Source organism: Flavobacterium sp., from assembly GCF_035760125.1.
Lineage (GTDB): Bacteria > Bacteroidota > Bacteroidia > Flavobacteriales > Flavobacteriaceae > Flavobacterium.
Genome location: NZ_DASTTN010000376.1, coordinates 1 through 17293 on the forward strand (window position 1 = coordinate 1; position 17293 = coordinate 17293).

General features: G+C 35.3%; 13 protein-coding genes. 6 read left to right on the top strand and 7 right to left on the bottom strand.

Annotated elements, in window-relative coordinates; all coding sequences use genetic code 11:
- The coding region (gcvP, locus tag VFS71_RS13400) for an aminomethyl-transferring glycine dehydrogenase (RefSeq protein WP_326401817.1) at nucleotides 1-2250 on the bottom strand (2250 nt) is incomplete at its 3' end.
- A gap of 238 nt (nucleotides 2251-2488) precedes the next feature.
- Between gcvP and VFS71_RS13405 the strand changes: the two genes are divergently transcribed.
- Nucleotides 2489-3307: a hypothetical protein gene (locus VFS71_RS13405; RefSeq protein ID WP_326401818.1), complete on the top strand. Its 819-nt coding sequence runs from the start codon at nucleotides 2489-2491 to the stop codon at nucleotides 3305-3307.
- Nucleotides 3308-3873: 566 nt separating this feature from the next.
- Here VFS71_RS13405 and VFS71_RS13410 read toward each other — a convergent pair.
- From VFS71_RS13410 to VFS71_RS13425, 4 genes are all read right to left on the bottom strand, one after another.
- Nucleotides 3874-5901: a M3 family metallopeptidase gene (locus tag VFS71_RS13410; RefSeq protein WP_326401819.1), complete on the bottom strand. Its 2028-nt coding sequence runs from the start codon at nucleotides 5899-5901 to the stop codon at nucleotides 3874-3876.
- Between the two features lie 303 nt (nucleotides 5902-6204).
- A complete protein-coding gene (gene purE, locus VFS71_RS13415) occupies nucleotides 6205-6690 on the bottom strand; it encodes a 5-(carboxyamino)imidazole ribonucleotide mutase (RefSeq protein WP_077370909.1) in 486 nt (161 codons plus the stop codon).
- A gap of 89 nt (nucleotides 6691-6779) precedes the next feature.
- Nucleotides 6780-7934: a 5-(carboxyamino)imidazole ribonucleotide synthase gene (locus VFS71_RS13420; RefSeq protein ID WP_326401820.1), complete on the bottom strand. Its 1155-nt coding sequence runs from the start codon at nucleotides 7932-7934 to the stop codon at nucleotides 6780-6782.
- A gap of 81 nt (nucleotides 7935-8015) precedes the next feature.
- Nucleotides 8016-8561, bottom strand: a complete 546-nt coding sequence (locus VFS71_RS13425; RefSeq protein WP_326401821.1) for a hypothetical protein — start codon at nucleotides 8559-8561, stop codon at nucleotides 8016-8018.
- Nucleotides 8562-8652: 91 nt separating this feature from the next.
- Between VFS71_RS13425 and hpt the strand changes: the two genes are divergently transcribed.
- The 5 genes from hpt (at nucleotide 8653) to VFS71_RS13450 (ending at nucleotide 14765) form a co-directional block, all read left to right on the top strand.
- On the top strand, nucleotides 8653-9183 hold the full coding sequence (gene hpt / locus VFS71_RS13430; RefSeq protein ID WP_326401822.1) for a hypoxanthine phosphoribosyltransferase: 531 nt from the start codon (nucleotides 8653-8655) through the stop codon (nucleotides 9181-9183).
- Between the two features lie 31 nt (nucleotides 9184-9214).
- The gene (locus tag VFS71_RS13435; RefSeq protein WP_326401823.1) at nucleotides 9215-9787 is read left to right on the top strand and encodes an adenylate kinase; all 573 of its coding nucleotides are present in this window, start codon (nucleotides 9215-9217) and stop codon (nucleotides 9785-9787) included.
- Between the two features lie 206 nt (nucleotides 9788-9993).
- A complete protein-coding gene (locus VFS71_RS13440; protein ID WP_326401824.1) occupies nucleotides 9994-11268 on the top strand; it encodes a hemolysin family protein in 1275 nt (424 codons plus the stop codon).
- Between the two features lie 83 nt (nucleotides 11269-11351).
- Complete coding sequence (obgE, locus tag VFS71_RS13445) at nucleotides 11352-12353, top strand: GTPase ObgE (RefSeq protein ID WP_326401826.1); 1002 nt, start codon at nucleotides 11352-11354, stop codon at nucleotides 12351-12353.
- A 255-nt stretch (nucleotides 12354-12608) separates the two neighbouring features.
- Complete coding sequence (locus VFS71_RS13450; protein WP_326401827.1) at nucleotides 12609-14765, top strand: S46 family peptidase; 2157 nt, start codon at nucleotides 12609-12611, stop codon at nucleotides 14763-14765.
- 86 nt (nucleotides 14766-14851) lie between these two features.
- On the opposite strand, the gene VFS71_RS13455 is transcribed toward VFS71_RS13450, so the two are convergent.
- Both VFS71_RS13455 and VFS71_RS13460 read right to left on the bottom strand, forming a co-directional pair.
- Nucleotides 14852-15841 (bottom strand): glycosyltransferase family protein, encoded by a 990-nt coding sequence (locus tag VFS71_RS13455; RefSeq protein WP_326401828.1) that lies wholly within the window; start codon nucleotides 15839-15841, stop codon nucleotides 14852-14854.
- 53 nt (nucleotides 15842-15894) lie between these two features.
- A complete protein-coding gene (locus VFS71_RS13460) occupies nucleotides 15895-16710 on the bottom strand; it encodes a UDP-2,3-diacylglucosamine diphosphatase (RefSeq protein WP_326401830.1) in 816 nt (271 codons plus the stop codon).
- Nucleotides 16711-17293: the final 583 nt, after the last annotated feature.

The following is a 17293-nucleotide window of genomic DNA, read 5'->3' on the forward strand; positions in this document are numbered from 1 at the left end:
AGATCCCCAAGGTGCTGCAGAAATACCTGTAATGGCACTGCTTCCTCCTGTTGGGATAACTGGGTTTGATGGTAAGAATGGAACTAAATGCTCAGCCACGCAAATTGGTCCAACACCTGGTCCACCACCACCGTGAGGGATTGCAAATGTTTTGTGAAGGTTCAAGTGACAAACGTCAGCTCCAATGGTTGCTGGGTTGGTTAAACCAACTTGTGCATTCATATTGGCACCGTCCATATAAACCTGTCCACCGTTTTCGTGGATTATTCTTGTGATTTCGATAATGGCGCTTTCAAAAACTCCGTGAGTCGATGGGTAAGTAACCATCAAACAGGCTAAATCGTCTTTGTGCTCAATTGCTTTTTGACGTAAATCTTCAACGTCTATATTTCCGTTTTCTAATGTTTTGGTAACGATTATTTTCATACCCGCCATTGCTGCAGTAGCCGGATTGGTTCCGTGAGCCGATGATGGAATCAAAGCAACGTTTCTGTGGTGATCACCACGAGATTGGTGGTATGCACGAATTACCATTAATCCTGCATATTCTCCTTGTGCTCCTGAGTTAGGTTGCAAAGTAGTTCCTGCAAAACCAGTAATTACATTTAATTGTTGCTCTAGTTTAGACAACATTTCTTGGTATCCTTGTGCTTGATCTAGCGGCGCAAATGGGTGAATATTGTTCCAAAGGGCATTGCTTAATGGCAACATCTCTGAAGCTGCGTTTAGTTTCATTGTACAAGAACCCAAAGAAATCATTGAGTGATTCAATGATAAATCTTTACGTTCCAACATTTTGATGTAACGCATCATCGCTGATTCCGAGTGGTATTGATTGAAAACATCGTGTTGTAAGAAAGATGATGTTCTGTTTAAATCCTCTGGGAAATGATTTGCCTCTGATAAAGTTTCGATTGTTGTTGCTTGCTTACCATTTGCGGAAGCGAAAATAGTAGCAATTTTATTGATATCGGCAATGCTTGTAGTTTCATTCAAAGAGATAGAAACCGTATTGTCGTCTATGTAGTAGAAGTTAACTTCATTTTGTTCTGCAATGGTGCGAACTTTTTGAGCGTCAGCTTTGATTACAATAGTGTCGAAGAAAGCAGTATTGGTTTGTTGTAAACCTAGTTTTTCCAATTCGTTTGACAAAGTTGCCGTCAAAGCGTGAACTTTATCAGCGATATATTGCAAACCTTTTGGTCCGTGATATACAGCGTACATTCCAGCCATTACTGAAAGTAAAACTTGCGCAGTACAGATGTTTGAAGTCGCTTTGTCACGTTTGATGTGTTGTTCACGAGTTTGCAAAGCCATACGAAGTGCACGGTTTCCATTAGTATCAACAGTTACCCCGATGATTCTTCCTGGCATAGAACGTTTGTACTCGTCTTTGGTAGCAAAATAAGCAGCGTGTGGCCCACCATAACCCAACGGAATTCCGAAACGTTGTGTTGTTCCAACTACTACTGCAGCTCCCATTTCTCCAGGAGGAGTTAATTTTGTTAAACTCAAAATATCGGCAGCAACGGCTACTTTTATTTCGTTTGCAGCAGCTTTTGCAATAAATGAAGTATAGTCGTTTACTTGACCATATTTCCCTGGATATTGAAGGATAGCTCCAAAAAAGTCTGATGAGAAATCAAAAGTTTCGTGGTTTCCAACAACCAATTCTATTCCGATAGGAGTAGAACGAGTTTCTAAAACAGATAAAGTTTGTGGTAATATTTCTTCAGAAACGAAGAATTTATTGATATTGTTTTTCTTTTGATCGCGTGTTCTTACATCAAATAGTAATGCCATTGCTTCGGCTGCTGCAGTTGCTTCGTCCAATAAAGAAGCATTGGCGATTTCCATTCCGGTAAGTTCAACTACCATAGTTTGGAAATTTAAAATAGCTTCCAGACGACCTTGCGCAATTTCGGCTTGGTAAGGAGTGTAAGCAGTGTACCATCCTGGGTTTTCAAAAATATTTCTTTGAATAACCGCTGGAACAATAGCTTGGTTGTATCCTAAACCTATGTAAGATTGAAACATTTTGTTTTTGCTTCCCAATTGGGCGATATGATTGGCATATTCATATTCGGTCATAGCAGGGTCTAATGCAAGAGGAGCTTTTAGACGAATATCATCCGGGAGTGTTTCATAAACAAGTCGCTCTATGGAGTCAACTCCTATGGTTTTCAACATGTGTTGTAAATCTGTTTCTCTCGGGCCAATGTGTCTTAAAGCAAAAGAATCTGTTTTCATGTGTATGTAGTTGCTATTTGTTTTTTTAAATCTAAAGGAAAAGCCTGATTGTTTAAATATTCATTTATATTTGAATTTCGGTCCAATCAAGACTATTTAGTGTAGAAATAAAAGCGTTGTGTTTTTTTGTGGTGCAAAAATAAATATTAATCTCTTAATAAAGCCCTTTTTTAACTTGATTTTATAGGGATTTTTCAACTAATGGACTGATTTATTAACAATTGATTAAATTTGTTTGATGAAGGTTTTAAAAAGTATTCTCAAATTTTATATAAACAGCAGTATACACGTTGCTTTGTCTGTGTATTCTTTGGTGCAAATGACTAATTTTATGTTCCACATTCCGGAGGATAAGCCGATAGCAAATTTTGCTTTTTTTGGAACTATTGTGGGATATAATTTTGTTAAGTATGATAGTTTTGCTCGAACACATAAAATAAAAATACGCCATAGTTTAAAGCTCATTGTTTTGTTCAGTGTTTTTTCTTTTTTGGCGGTTGGTTTTTACTTTTTTCAATTGCAACGCATTACTCAAATTATTTCGATAGGGGTTTTATCCCTGACTTTATTGTACACATTACCATTTTTTCCAAATCGGAAAAATGCCAGAAATTGGGCTGGTGTCAAAATTTATATTGTCTCTTTGTGTTGGGTTGGAGTAACTTTAGTATTACCTATTCTGGATGCCGGAATTGCAATAACCTCGGATTTCTATCTAAAAAGCGTTCAACGATTTATATTGGTTTTTGTGCTTATTCTTATTTTTGAAATTATTGATTTGGCCAATGATGATCCCCATTTGAAAACCGTTCCGCAGCAAATAGGGGTGAAGAAAACTAAAAATCTTGGTTATCTTTTATTGATTATTTTTTGTGTTTTGGAATTGTTTAATAGTAATTTCAAGTACAATATCGTGCATTTGGTATTAATGATTATTATTGCCACTATTACAGCTTTGTTTTTGGCTTTTGCCAATGAAAAACGTTCCAAATACTACACTTCGTTTTGGACGGAAAGTATTCCTATTGTTTGGTGGTTACTAGTTGTCTTTTTATAAATTATTTGAAATATTTATGAATGAGGAAATATACTTTTTAAGGTTTAGATTTACTTTCCTGCAATTTTTGTTGTTGTTTTTTGGATGGAATTTCTTTATCTGTTTTATTTGGCCGCTAATGATTGGATCCTATTTTGGTGTTACAATTTTTGTCTGTGCATTTTCTTTAGTTTTTTCAATTGCCGTAAACAATAGATTGGCTTTGTTGCTGTTGGTGCTATTTCAAATAAATAAAAACATTGTAATTTTTTATCAAAAGGCTATGCTGTATATTAGTGCCTACTTAGGTACCTGCGTTTTTAGCTGGTTTGTACCTCCTATGAGTATTTATGTTTTTCTTGAGCATTTGTTTATCAATACACTGACAATATTTCTGTATTATACAATGGCGATAAGAGGATCTAATAATGATTAAAAAATGTTTTTGTATTTTATTTTAAAATCTTAATTCCCTATTCCTTTCCAAAAGAAAATTAGTTAAATGTCTTTTATAAAAATATAGTTTTTGAATTAAAAAAACCGAAGCATCTCTGCCTCGGTTTTTATATCTTTAAAAGTCTAACAATTTACAGCAATCCCGCTCTTTTTAACAAAGCATCCGGTTTTGGTTCCTGACCTCTGAAACGTTTGTATAAAATCATAGGATGTTCTGTTCCGCCTTTTGAAAGTACATTTTCTTTGAATTTTTCGGCTACTTCAGTATTAAATATTCCTTCTTCTAAGAAATAATCAAAGGCATCAGCATCCAATACTTCTGCCCATTTGTAACTGTAATAACCAGAAGAATAACCTCCTTGAAAAATATGTGAAAATGCAGTACTCATTGCATTTTCGGCTACGTCTGGATACAGTTGTGTGGAAGTAAATTGCTCGGTTTCAAAAGTTTTGATATCAGTTATATTCGTAGGGTCTTGTCCGTGCCAACCCATGTCCAATAATCCAAAACTCAATTGACGCATTGTTGCCATTCCTTCCTGGAAACTTGCACTCTCTTTGATTTTTTGAACATATTCCTGCGGTATAACTTCGCCAGTTTCGTAATGGTGTGCAAACAAAGCCAAAGCTTCTGGTTCGTAGCACCAGTTTTCCATAATCTGACTTGGTAATTCCACAAAGTCCCAATAAACAGATGTTCCCGAAAGATTTGGATATGTGGTGTTGGCCAACATTCCGTGCAATCCGTGACCAAATTCATGAAACAAGGTTGTCACTTCATTAAATGTTAAAAGAGACGGTTTGGTTTCAGTAGGTTTTGTAAAGTTACAGACATTCGAAATATGTGGTCTTTCGTTTTTACCGTCTTTAATATATTGCGATTTGAAAGAAGTCATCCAGGCACCGTTTCGTTTTCCTTTTCTCGGAAAGAAATCGGCATAGAAAACAGCAACCAATTCTTTGTTTTTGTCTGTTACTTCATAAGTGGTTACTTCTTCGTGGTATTTATCGATATCGAAAACCTCTGTAAAAGTCAATCCGTATAGTTTTTCGGCAATAGTGAAAGCGCCATTCAATACTTTCTCCAATTGAAAATACGGTTTCAATTTCTCGTCATCCAAATTGAATAATTGTTGTTTCAATTTTTCCGCATAATAAGCGCCGTCCCATTTTTCAAGTTGTTCAATTCCGTCCGATTCTTTGGCGAAAGCCGATAATTGAGCAAATTCTTTTTGTGCAGCCGGTTTTGCTTTGGCTAATAAATCATTAGAAAATGATAATACTTTTTCTGGGCTTTCGGCCATACGTTCTTCAAGAACAAAATGGGCGTGGGTTTTATAACCCAAAAGATTGGCTCTTTCGAAACGCAGTTTGGCAATTTTTAAAACAATTTCTTGATTGTCGAATTCGTTATTTTGAAAACATCTGGCTCCAAAAGCGATGGATATTTTTTTACGTAATTCACGATTGTCGGCATAAGTAACAAACGGAATGTAGCTTGGATGATCTAAGGTGAAAATCCAGCCTTCTTTTTCCTGGGCTTTCGCCAATGAACGAGCAGCTTCGATTGTCCCTTCCGGTAAACCTGCTAAGTCTTTTTCATCTGTTAGGTGCAGTTCAAAAGCATTGGTTTCGGCCAAGAGATTTTCTCCAAATTTTAAGCTTAATTTCGATAATTCTTTGTCGATTTCTCGTAATTGATTTTTCTTGTCTTCAGGTAAATTGGCTCCATTTCGGGAAAAGCTTTTGTATTGCTTATCCAACAGTGTTGTTTGCTCCGGATTTAAGTTCAAAGAATCCATTTGCTCATAAACGGTTTTTACTTTGGCAAACAATGCGGCATTCAAGCGAACATCGTTTCCAAATTCAGATAATAGAGGCGAAACGTCTTGAGCAATTTTTTGCATTTCGTCACTCGTTTCAGCCGAGTTTAAATTGAAAAAGATATTTGAAATTCGATCCAAGGTATCTCCGCTAAATGATAAAGCCTCAATAGTGTTTTGAAAAGTAGGATTTTCTGCATTATCAACTATTGCGTCGATTTCGGCTTTGGCCAAATCAATAGCTTCCTGAAAAGCAGGAAGATAATCTTCGTTTTTTATTTTAGAAAATGGCGCCGTGTCTAGCTTGGTGCCAAATTTTTGAAGTAGTATATTCATAATTCTATATTCTATTTTGTTGGAAACAAGTGGTTGTTATAGTTTTACATTTTTAGCCTTTAAAAACAAAAAAGAGGAAAAATGTGTTAAATTTTTCAAGAGACGTGTATTTTATCGATTATTTGTGTACTTTTGTCGAGTAATTAGTTAGCGCATGAACTAATTCAGTCGAGAATTATAAGCTCTTTTTGACCCAAATCAAAAAAAATTATATTAAATACCACACACATTATTGATAAAACTAAATTCCCCCAAGTTTAGATTTTACAATATCAAAAAAAGCTCCTTTTATAGGAGCTTTTTTTATTTGTTTAAGTTTTCAGAAGATTTATAAACAGCTTCTTTCAGTCCTTCTTTATAGGTGATGATTTTATCCAAAATAGTTGCGTCAGCACTTCCAATGATTTGTGCAGCGAGGATACCAGCATTTTTTGCTCCGTTTAAAGCAACAGTGGCAACAGGAACACCTCCAGGCATTTGCAAAATTGATAAAACACTGTCCCAACCATCAATAGAATTACTTGATTTTACTGGGACTCCAATCACGGGTAATGGAGACATCGAAGCCACCATTCCAGGTAAATGCGCAGCACCACCAGCACCGGCAATAATCACCGAAATACCACGGGTATGGGCATTTTTACTGAAATCAAATAACTTTTCTGGGGTTCTGTGTGCTGATACAATATCGACTTCTACAGCTATATCAAATCCTTTTAATATGTCTATGGCATCTTGCATTACTGGCATGTCCGAAATGCTTCCCATGATTATGGCTACTTTGCTCATTTATTTTTTATTTAAAGATTAAATGATTGAAAGATTTAAAAATTAGTACAATACAATCTTTAAATTTTTCAATCTTTAAGTTTTTTTAATTATTCAGAAATCACTCTAATTGTATTCTTCACATCTTCGGCAATTCTTCTTGCTTCGTTTATGTCTTCATTGACAATTGTTACGTGTCCCATTTTTCTAAAAGGACGGGTTTGTTTTTTGCCGTAAATGTGTGGTGTAACACCATTCCATCCTAATATTTTTTCTATGTTTTCGTAAACGACATCTCCAGAAAAACCTTCTGCTCCAGAAAGATTAACCATAATTCCGGCTACCTTGCTTTCTGTATTTCCTAAAGGCAAATCCAAAATAGCACGCAAATGGTTTTCAAATTGTGAAGTATAACTGGCTTCAATCGAATAATGTCCTGAATTATGTGGGCGAGGCGCCACTTCGTTTACCAAGATTTCATCGTCTTCGGTTTGAAACATTTCAACTGCCAAAAGACCAACATGATTAAATTGCTGAGAAACATTCAAAGCAATTGCTCTTGCTTTTTCTGCTACTTTATCGTCGATTCGGGCAGGACAAATTACATATTCCACCTGATTGGCTTCGGGGTGAAATTCCATTTCTACCACCGGATATGTTTTTATTTCTCCCTGTGGATTACGGCAGACAATTACGGCCAATTCATTTTTGAAAGGAACCATTGTTTCTGCAATACATTCCACATTGGGTAAATTTTCTAAATCAGATGTTTGTCTGATGACTTTTACACCGTTTCCGTCATATCCAAATTCAGTACACTTCCAAACAAAAGGAAGTTGAATATTAGAATCCACTAAATCCACTACCAAATCTTTTAAAGATGCATAACGTTTAAAAGGAGCTGTTGGAATATTATTTTCTATATAAAAGGCTTTTTGAATGCCTTTGTTTTGTATCAGTTTCAGTGTTTTTGGAGAAGGATATACTTTTAAGCCTTCATTTTCCAATTTTTCCAAAGCCTCTAAATTCACCAATTCAATTTCAAAAGTCAAAACATCTACTTGCTTTCCGAAATTGTAAACCGTTTCAAAATCCATCAAGTCACCTTGGAAAAAATGGTTACACGCAATTTTGCATGGTGCTTCGTCACTGGGATCGAGTACATATGTTTGAATGTCAAATTTTCGGGTGTCAAACAATAGCATTTTGCCTAATTGTCCGCCACCGAGTATGCCTAATTTGAAATGGGATGAAAAATAGTTCATTGTGATTGGTATTTACTTTGTCTGTTTGGCATGTTGCCTTGAGTATGCAAAGATACTTTTTCCTAATCGAATAGGAAAATGCTATTTTATTTTCTTCAAAACTTCTTTGGCGACAGCCTTATAAGCTGCACTGTGATTTGGAAAATCTTTGGTAATTATAATTTTCAATTCAGGATGTATCCAGTCATAATGTTGTCCCAAAAGATATAGAGTTCTCATCGAATAGGCTTTTGGGGCTACTTTTATATCGTTGATTAACCAATCAAAACTATTTTCTATTATTTCCTCCAGCTGTTTTTCCGAAAGCTGAATCTCTTTTTTCTTAAAATGTGAAAGTATCAAAAACTGACAAATCTTAGCCGCCGGTCGTATGGCGCTTTCATCTTTTAGGTTTTTAATTTGGGAACAAAAAAAATCCAAATGGGCTGAAAGCCATTCCAGTTTTTGATAACACACAAATTCCAAAATCCATAAAGCTTTGGATGCATTTTTGTTTGAAGTCTGAAAACACAACTGAATCAACTCAGGAAAAAGTTCTCGATTGTCCAGAACTTCATTGGCATATTTTTGTCTGTTGGCTCGATGTCCAGTTACATAATCTAAGTTTTTTTGGAATTCGGTGACCATCATTGGTGTTTTTGGTTTAAAAGTACAAATCAATTGACAATTGTCAAAAGTGAAATCCCTATCTTTGCCAAATATTTTAAAATATAAAACTGTGATACAACTACACGATAAACAATTTGTTCCGTTTATTTCAGCCAAAGAGATAAACTTTGCTATTGAAAAAATGGTAGCACAAATAGAAGACGATTTTTTTGATGAAACACCGATTTTTATTGGAGTCTTGAATGGTTCTTTTATGGTAGTTTCCGATTTTTTAAAATTATACAAAAAGCCATGTGAAGTGTCTTTTATCAAATTAGCTTCTTACGAAGGAACTTCCTCTACAGAATCGGTTAAGCAATTAATAGGTTTAAACCAAGATTTAACAGGGCGAACAGTAATTGTTATTGAAGATATTGTTGATACAGGAAACACTTTGGAAGAACTGAAAAAACTGTTCAAAAGTCAAAATGTAAAGCATTTTAAGATTGCAACGTTGTTCTTCAAACCGGATGCTTTCAAAAAAGACCTAAAAATTGACTATGTGGGTATTCGTATTCCCAACAAATTCATCGTTGGTTTTGGTTTGGATTACGATGGTTTAGGCAGGAATTTACCCGAAGTATATCAATTAAAGGAATAACAAAATAGTAAAAATCATATATAAAAAAGGAATGATCAATATAGTTTTATTTGGAAAGCCTGGAGCAGGAAAAGGGACTCAGGCAGAATTTTTAAAAGAAAAATACAAATTAACACACATTTCAACTGGAGATGTTTTTCGTTACAACTTGAAAAACGACACTCCATTGGGTAAAGAAGCAAGAGTGTACATGGATGCCGGGGATTTGGTTCCAGACGAGTTGACTACCAAAATGCTTATTGATGAGGTAAACAAACATCCAGATACTAACGGAATTTTATTCGATGGATATCCAAGAACAATTTCTCAAGCCGAAGCATTAGATGCATTTTTGCCAACAATTGGTTCAAAAGTTGCAGCAACAATTGCACTTGAAGCCGATGATGAGGTTTTAGTGGCTAGATTATTGGAAAGAGGAAAAACCAGCGGAAGAATTGACGATCAGGACGAAGATAAAATCAGAAACCGTTACCAAGAATACAACGAAAAAACGGCTCCATTAATGGGGTATTATAAAGAACAAAATAAGTTTCACGCTGTAAATGGAATAGGATCTATTCAAGAAATTACAGAAAGATTAACAGCAGTTATCGATAATTTGTAGGAGCATTTCCAGCTGTACGTTTCAAGTCCGCGTCCCGTTGTTTATTTTTCTAAAGCGCCCCATAAGCTTCTTTCAGTCGCTTTTGTGTCACTCATAAAAATTAAACAATGGGACTGTGGGCTTTTCACTTCCATCTGGGCTATCAAAATAAGATTACACAACAACAAGATTCTAAGAATCAAAAGTATAAACGAATTATCTAAACATTGGAAATAGTAATAATATTTTTTCTGATACTCTTAAATGGATTTTTTTCTATGTCTGAAATCGCATTGATTTCGGCCAGAAAAAACAGATTGGAAACTGCAGCAAAAAAGGGTAACAAAAGTGCTCAAATAGCTTTGGATTTAGCCAATTCCCCAAATAAGTTTTTGTCAACAGTACAAATAGGAATAACATTGATCGGAATACTTACCGGTATTTACAGTGGGGATAAAATTACCGCGGATATGGAGGTATTTGTAAAAGGATTTCATGTTTTGATTCCTTTTGCACGTTCAATTGCAGTTGGAATTGTTGTTGTAATATTAACGTTCTTTTCTTTGGTATTGGGAGAGTTATTGCCTAAACGAATTGGGTTGAACCATCCAGAAGGAATTGCCAAGGCAGTAGCGTGGCCTATGAAAATTGTTTCTATAATTACTGCGCCTTTTATATGGTTGCTAACAACTTCGACCGAATTTTTATTGGATGTGCTGCAAATAAAACCTACAGCCGACGGAAAAGTAACCGAGGAAGAAATAAAAGCCATCATCAAAGAAGGGACTGAAGTTGGTGAGGTTCAGGAAATAGAGCAAGATATCGTGGAGCGCGTTTTTCATATTGGGGATCGAAAAATCAATTCATTGATGACTCACAGAAAATCGGTTATGCTCCTGCCTTTACACGCAGACAAGAATAAGGTAAAGGAATTTATGTTGAAAGAATTGCATTCCATTTATCCTGTGTATGGTGAAAATCATGATGATATTGTAGGTGTTGTAAATTTGAAAAATATCTTCGCCCATTTTGAAAACGATAGTTTCAATTTGGCCGAAATTATGACAGAAGCTCCTTTTATGATGGAGCAAACCACGGCATACAAAGCATTGGAGCAATTTAAGGAAACAGGAATTCATTATGCATTGGTTTCAGATGAGTATGGAGTTTTTCAAGGAGTAATCACTTTGAATGATATTCTTGAAGCACTAGTTGGTAATGCCTCCGATTTTTATAAGGATGATTTCCAATTAATCGAGAGAGAGGATGGAACTTGGATGGTAGACGGACATTATTCGCTACACGATTTTCTAACTTATTTCGAGTTGGATGATTTGATAAATGATTATGAAGTGACCACAGTGAGTGGATTAATAATGACCGAATTATCGCGTATTCCAAAAGAAGGAGAAAAGTTGATTTGGCAAAAATTTGAGTTAGAGGTCATAGATATGGATGGCGTGAAGATTGATAAAGTAATGGTGAAATCATTACAAAAATAGAAATAAAAATAGATGGCAGACGACGGTGATAGTTTGATTTTTTCAATCTAAAATCTAAAATCTAAAATCTGAAATTGTGAAAAATGACAGAAGGGAATTTTGTAGATTACGTAAAAATTTATGTTTCTTCCGGAAAAGGGGGGAAAGGATCTACGCATTTGCATAGAGAAAAATTCATCCAATATGGTGGTCCAGATGGAGGAGATGGAGGTCGCGGTGGACATGTTTATTTGGTGGGAAATAGGGCGCTTTGGACTTTATTTCACTTAAAATTTGCTCGTCATATTAAAGCTGGACATGGAGGAGATGGAGGAGGAGACCGTAGTACCGGTGCTGATGGTGAAGATAAATACATCGAAGTTCCATTGGGAACAGTTGTAAAAGATAAAGAAACAGGCGAAATCCTTTTTGAAATTACCGAAGATGGAGAGAAACAAATTCTTTCTCGCGGAGGTAAAGGGGGATTAGGAAACTGGCACTTTAGAAGCTCAACCAATCAAACGCCTAGATATTCTCAGCCAGGTTTGCCAGGTGTGGAAATGGATGTGATTTTAGAATTAAAAGTTTTGGCCGATGTAGGTTTGGTAGGTTTTCCTAATGCTGGAAAATCAACGCTATTGTCTGTCTTGACTTCTGCAAAACCAAAAATTGCAGATTATCCATTTACAACTTTGAAACCAAATCTTGGAATTGTGGCTTACAGAGATTTTCAATCTTTTGTGATTGCCGATATTCCAGGAATTATTGAAGGTGCAGCCGAAGGAAAAGGGTTAGGTCACTATTTCTTGCGTCATATTGAGCGTAATTCGACTTTATTATTTTTGGTTCCAGTTGATACTCCAAACATCAAAGAAGAGTATGATATTTTGGTGAATGAATTGACAAAATATAATCCAGAAATGCTAGATAAAGAGCGTTTGTTGGTGATTTCAAAATGCGACATGTTGGATGATGAATTGAAAGCGGAATTGAAAACCGAATTAGACGTTGCTTTCAAAGACGTTCCTTATATGTTTATTTCATCAGTTGCCCAACAAGGTTTGACTGAATTGAAAGACAAATTATGGAAAATGTTGAATGACTAAAACTTCAGATTTTATAATAAAAAGGTGTTCTAGCAATAGAGCACCTTTTTTTGTTTGAATTGTATAATTCCTAAAATTAAGTTAATAATCAATGGCTTATTTTTGATTTTGTATGAATAATTTGTCTTGAGTTGCGAAAATGATTTATATTCGCATCACTTAAAAATTATTCAGATATGAAATTGTCTCCTTTCAGATTAGCGATAAATAATTTAGAAAAGGCAATTTCTATTTAAAACCAGAAAACAAGTATTTATGAAAAAAATTGTGTTATTCTTAACCATGTGTCTAATGGCTTTTCCTGTGAGAGCCGATGAAGGAATGTGGTTTTTGATGTTTATCGAAAGATTGAACCATAGAGATATGGAAAAAATGGGCTTGCAATTGACAGCTGAAGAAATTTATAGTATCAATCATCATAGTTTGAAAGATGCTGTAGTTCAATTTAACGGAGGTTGTACAGCCGAAATCGTTTCAAAAGATGGTTTGGTGTTAACCAACCACCATTGTGGATACAATGCGATTGCAGAACTTTCTACAGAAGAACAAAACTATTTGAAAAACGGATTTTGGGCCAAAGACCGAAGCGAAGAATTAAAACCAAAATCATTATACGTTCGTTTCTTTGTTCGTATGGATGACGTTTCTAAAAGAATTTTATCAAAAGTAAATGATAAAATGACTGAGACAGAGCGAAATAAAGTGATTCAACAAGAAATTGCTCTAATCGAAAAAGAAAATAATGAAGGTGGAAAATACACGGTATCTGTTCGTCCATTCTTTCAAGGAAATGAGTATTACTATTTTGTTTACCAAGATTATAAAGACGTTCGTTTGGTAGGAACACCTACAGAAAGTCTTGGTAAATTTGGTGGAGATACGGATAACTGGGAGTGGCCTCGTCATACTGCCGATTTCTCTATGTTTAGAGTGTATGCAGATAAAGACGGAAATCCGGCAGAATATTCCAAAGACAATGTGCCTTTGCAACCGAAGCACCATTTACCAATAAATATTACTGGAGTAAAAGAAAATGATTTTGCTATGATTTTGGGTTATCCAGGAAGAACAAACCGTTGGATGCCATCTGGTGGAATAGCACAAAATATTAGTTATGCTTATCCTGCATGGGTTGAAGGAGCAAAGACAGGGATGGATAACATGAAGAAGTTCATGAAACAAGATGCAACCGTAAACTTGAAATATGCTTCTAAATATGCTTCAACTGCCAATTATTGGAAAAACCGTCAAGGGATGATTGATGCATTGACTAAAGCAAAAACAGCTGCTACAAAGTCAAGTGAAGAAGCTAAATTCAATGCTTGGGCAAACAAGGCTGAGAACAAAGAAAAATACGGAAATGTTATTGCTACAATAAATGATTATTATGCAAAAACAAATTTGAAATCACGTCACGATAATTACCTTTCTCAATTGTTGAGAACTGCTTCTTATGGTGTTGGACCGTCTACATTAGGGAATGCATTAATTGCTTATTATAAGGAAAACGAAGCCAAAAGAACCGAAATGCTTCCTAAGATAAATGGTTTAATCGGAAACTATTATGGAGACTTTTACGCTCCTTTGGAAAAAGAAGTTTTGACGGCTCAACTTAATTTGTATGCTGCTAAAGCATCAGAATATGGTTTGGCTCCAGTTGTGGCCAAAATGAAAGAAACTAATAAAGGTAATTTTGCGGCCGATGTTGATAAAGCAATTGCTGGAAGTATTTTTGCCAACAAAGAATCGGTTGAAGCTTTTATGAAAGACCCAAAACCGGAGCTAATTGAAGCAGATCAATTGTATGTGATTTCAAATGATTTGATGACAAAAATGAGAGCCAAGTCTGCTGATCAATTAAAAGCGGATGATGATTTTGCTATTGCTTACCGCAAATTGGTGGAAGGTTTAAGAGAATCAAAATTAAATACGATTCAGTATCCAGATGCCAATTCTACTTTGCGTTTAACATACGGTAAAGTTCGTTCCTTGCCTGCTGACAAACGCAATGATGCCAAAATAAATAATTATACCACAATGACAGGTATGGTTAATAAGTATAAAGCAGGAGATGCCGAGTTTGATTTGCCAGCTCGTTTGTTGGAATTAAACAAAGCACAAGATTTTGGTCAGTATGCAGATAAAGCGGGATATATGCCTGTAAATTTCTTGACTGATAATGATATTACTGGTGGGAATTCAGGTTCTCCGGTATTGAATGGAAAAGGAGAATTAATCGGTGTGGCTTTTGATGGAAATATTGAAGCTATGGCAGGTGATGTTATTTTTGATAAAAAACTGCAACGTACCATTAATCTTGATATTCGTTTCGTACTTTGGATTATTGACAAATATGCAGGTGCGCATAACATTATTGAAGAAATGACGATTGTGAAGGATGCACAACCTTAATAAAAAAGAGTAGATATCGTTGTTATCGAAAATTAAAACCCCGTCTTGTTATTAAAAACAGACGGGGTTTCCTTTTATAAGATAGATTAATCATAATAGGTGTCAAATAAAACCTCCAAAGTTTCTTTAATATTATTGGCTTTCATAGGCGGGTATTTTATACGGGAATCAAGCCAATTTTCGATTATTAAATCAAAATTGTCTTCGACATCATACAGTACGGGAACACCCAGTTTTTTGAGAGCTGCCGCGTTGCATTCTTGTTCATAATGTCTGCGAATAGGGATTGAGAGTATTTTTTTGCCAAGATATAAGGCTTCTGCTGGTGTTTCAAATCCTCCTCCAGTAATGATTCCTTCGCAGTTGATGAGACTTTTATTGAAGTGCTGCTGATTGACTGGGAAATAAGTAATGTTCTTAATTGTGTGTTTAGATTCTACACCACTCAAAAACCAGTGGAATTTTAAATTCGGAAGTTTATTGAATGCTTTTTCCAAGCAATCTTGTTGGAAGGAAGGTAGATAAACTGTGATATGTTCTGCATTTTTCGGTTCTGCATTTACAATTTCATCTTTGATGATGGGAGGGTAGATAAAATCATCGTACTTGTCAAAATGCAATCCTATGTTCTTTGGAGCGGGAGCATAATGTTTGAGTATCATTTCGCCCATGATACTTTTCTTTTCGGGTCTGGGTGTTTTAGGAGATATAAAACTGGCTTGATGTCCAAATTGTATCGAATGCACTTTTTGCAATTTACATGCCAAGGAAGTAATCGAATCGAAATCGTTGATAACCACGTCGTAGTTTTTTAGAGGCAAGGCATTAGCGTCCTTATAGATTTGTTTGGGTTTGATATTTTTGGCAATATCCCAATAATTCAAGCCGCCGCAAGTACTGTAATGCAAACTGCAACCTTCGCTTTTGAATTTTACTGGTAAATTAATATCCAGAGTAGCATTGTTGCCGCTTAAGAAAAAATCAACCTCTCCAAATTTTTTAAGATAAGGATACAATTGTACTGCTCTACTGATGTGTCCGTTGCCTGTTGCCTGTATGGCGTAAAATATTTTCATTTCTGTATATTTTGATTTTAAAGAACGTTTTTGAGAATTTTTGAATAATGATTTTAAGAAAGAATTTTGTTGACAATGTCATTGTTCACTTTCTCTTCATTACTGTCAGAGTCTTTATAGTGCTCTTTTTTATAATGATAGAGACTCCATTTTTGTTTTTTATATTCCAATGCAGTAAGGTTTTCAATCCAATCGCCACTATTGAGGTACAATACTTTTCCGTGTTCATTTTCCACTTCCTTCATCTGCGGTTTGTGAATGTGTCCGCAAACTACGTAAGAGCATTTTTTTTGAATTGCGACATCGGCAGCGGTAGTTTCAAAATTGGATATAAAGGATACTGCTTTCTTGACGCTGTCTTTAATCATTTTGGAGTAGCTTCTTTTTTCTTTGCCCAAAATGGTTCGAAACCAATTGATCAAACTGTTAATCAGTATCAATAAATCATATCCTTTTCCGCCAAGTTTGGCTAGTATTTTTGCGTATCCTTTGGTTGAGGAATCGAAGACGTCACCATGAAAAATCCAAGCTTTTTTACCATCCAAATCCAATGTAAGTTTGTCAACCAATTCGAAATTGCCTAAAACAAAATCGGAGTATTTGCGTAAAGCTTCATCGTGATTTCCTGTAATGTAAATAACTCGAGTTCCAAGATTGGACATTTTTATTATTTGTCTCAATACATTCATGTGGGCAGCTGGGAAGTAGCTTTTGGTGAAACTCCACATATCGATAATGTCACCATTAAGAACTAATGTTTGTGGGTTTATTGATTTTAAATACTGCAGTAATTCTTTGGCATGGCATCCATAAGTTCCTAAATGGACATCACTTATAATCACTAGTGGAATTTTTCTTTTCCTTTTCATTTTTAGTTTTTACGAAAGTAAGACCGTTATGTTATCCCAATGTGTTCTATATGTTATTTGTGTATAAAAATGCAATATCCAAGTTTATTCCAGTTTTGTTTTTCTACAAACTTTTCAGGAGTTATAATTTTGTAAGCAAGACTATGAACTTTGGGCAGTAATAGGGATAGTTTGTGGTAGTATAGGTATGGTTTATAAGGTGTACTGCTACTGGTTTATGGTAGTATTGTTGGTATTTTTAGGGAGTAATACTCCTAGTTTATGATAGTATTGTTGGTGTTTTTAGGGAGTAATACTCCTAATTTATGGGAGTGTAAATGGTATTTTTAAGGAGTAACACTCTTGCTTTAAGGGAGTATAAGGGGTGTTTTTGGGTACGTGTAGGGGGTATAATAGGGGTAGTGGCCCTGTTTCTAGTATAATTAATTGAAACGAAGCTAGCAGCTTTAGCAAAACCACTGATGCTCGTTTGCCCACGTTCTCTGGTTCTCGTCTGCGACGAGTATCTACTTAAATTAAAAGACAAATTGTAACGTTTACAATTCAGGCAACTAAAACAAGAATTTGGGAGGTTTTGGAAAAT

What these genes read in the sequence shown, in the direction of transcription:
- VFS71_RS13460 (WP_326401830.1), bottom strand. Translation starts at nt 16,710, where the DNA reads ATGAAAAGGAAAAGAAAAATTCCACTAGTGATTATAAGTGATGTCCAT.
- purE (WP_077370909.1), bottom strand. Translation starts at nt 6,690, where the DNA reads ATGAGCAAAGTAGCCATAATCATGGGAAGCATTTCGGACATGCCAGTA.
- VFS71_RS13410 (WP_326401819.1), bottom strand. Translation starts at nt 5,901, where the DNA reads ATGAATATACTACTTCAAAAATTTGGCACCAAGCTAGACACGGCGCCA.
- VFS71_RS13455 (WP_326401828.1), bottom strand. Translation starts at nt 15,841, where the DNA reads ATGAAAATATTTTACGCCATACAGGCAACAGGCAACGGACACATCAGT.
- VFS71_RS13450 (WP_326401827.1), top strand. Translation starts at nt 12,609, where the DNA reads ATGAAAAAAATTGTGTTATTCTTAACCATGTGTCTAATGGCTTTTCCT.
- VFS71_RS13405 (WP_326401818.1), top strand. Translation starts at nt 2,489, where the DNA reads ATGAAGGTTTTAAAAAGTATTCTCAAATTTTATATAAACAGCAGTATA.
- VFS71_RS13435 (WP_326401823.1), top strand. Translation starts at nt 9,215, where the DNA reads ATGATCAATATAGTTTTATTTGGAAAGCCTGGAGCAGGAAAAGGGACT.
- VFS71_RS13425 (WP_326401821.1), bottom strand. Translation starts at nt 8,561, where the DNA reads ATGGTCACCGAATTCCAAAAAAACTTAGATTATGTAACTGGACATCGA.
- VFS71_RS13420 (WP_326401820.1), bottom strand. Translation starts at nt 7,934, where the DNA reads ATGAACTATTTTTCATCCCATTTCAAATTAGGCATACTCGGTGGCGGA.
- obgE (WP_326401826.1), top strand. Translation starts at nt 11,352, where the DNA reads ATGACAGAAGGGAATTTTGTAGATTACGTAAAAATTTATGTTTCTTCC.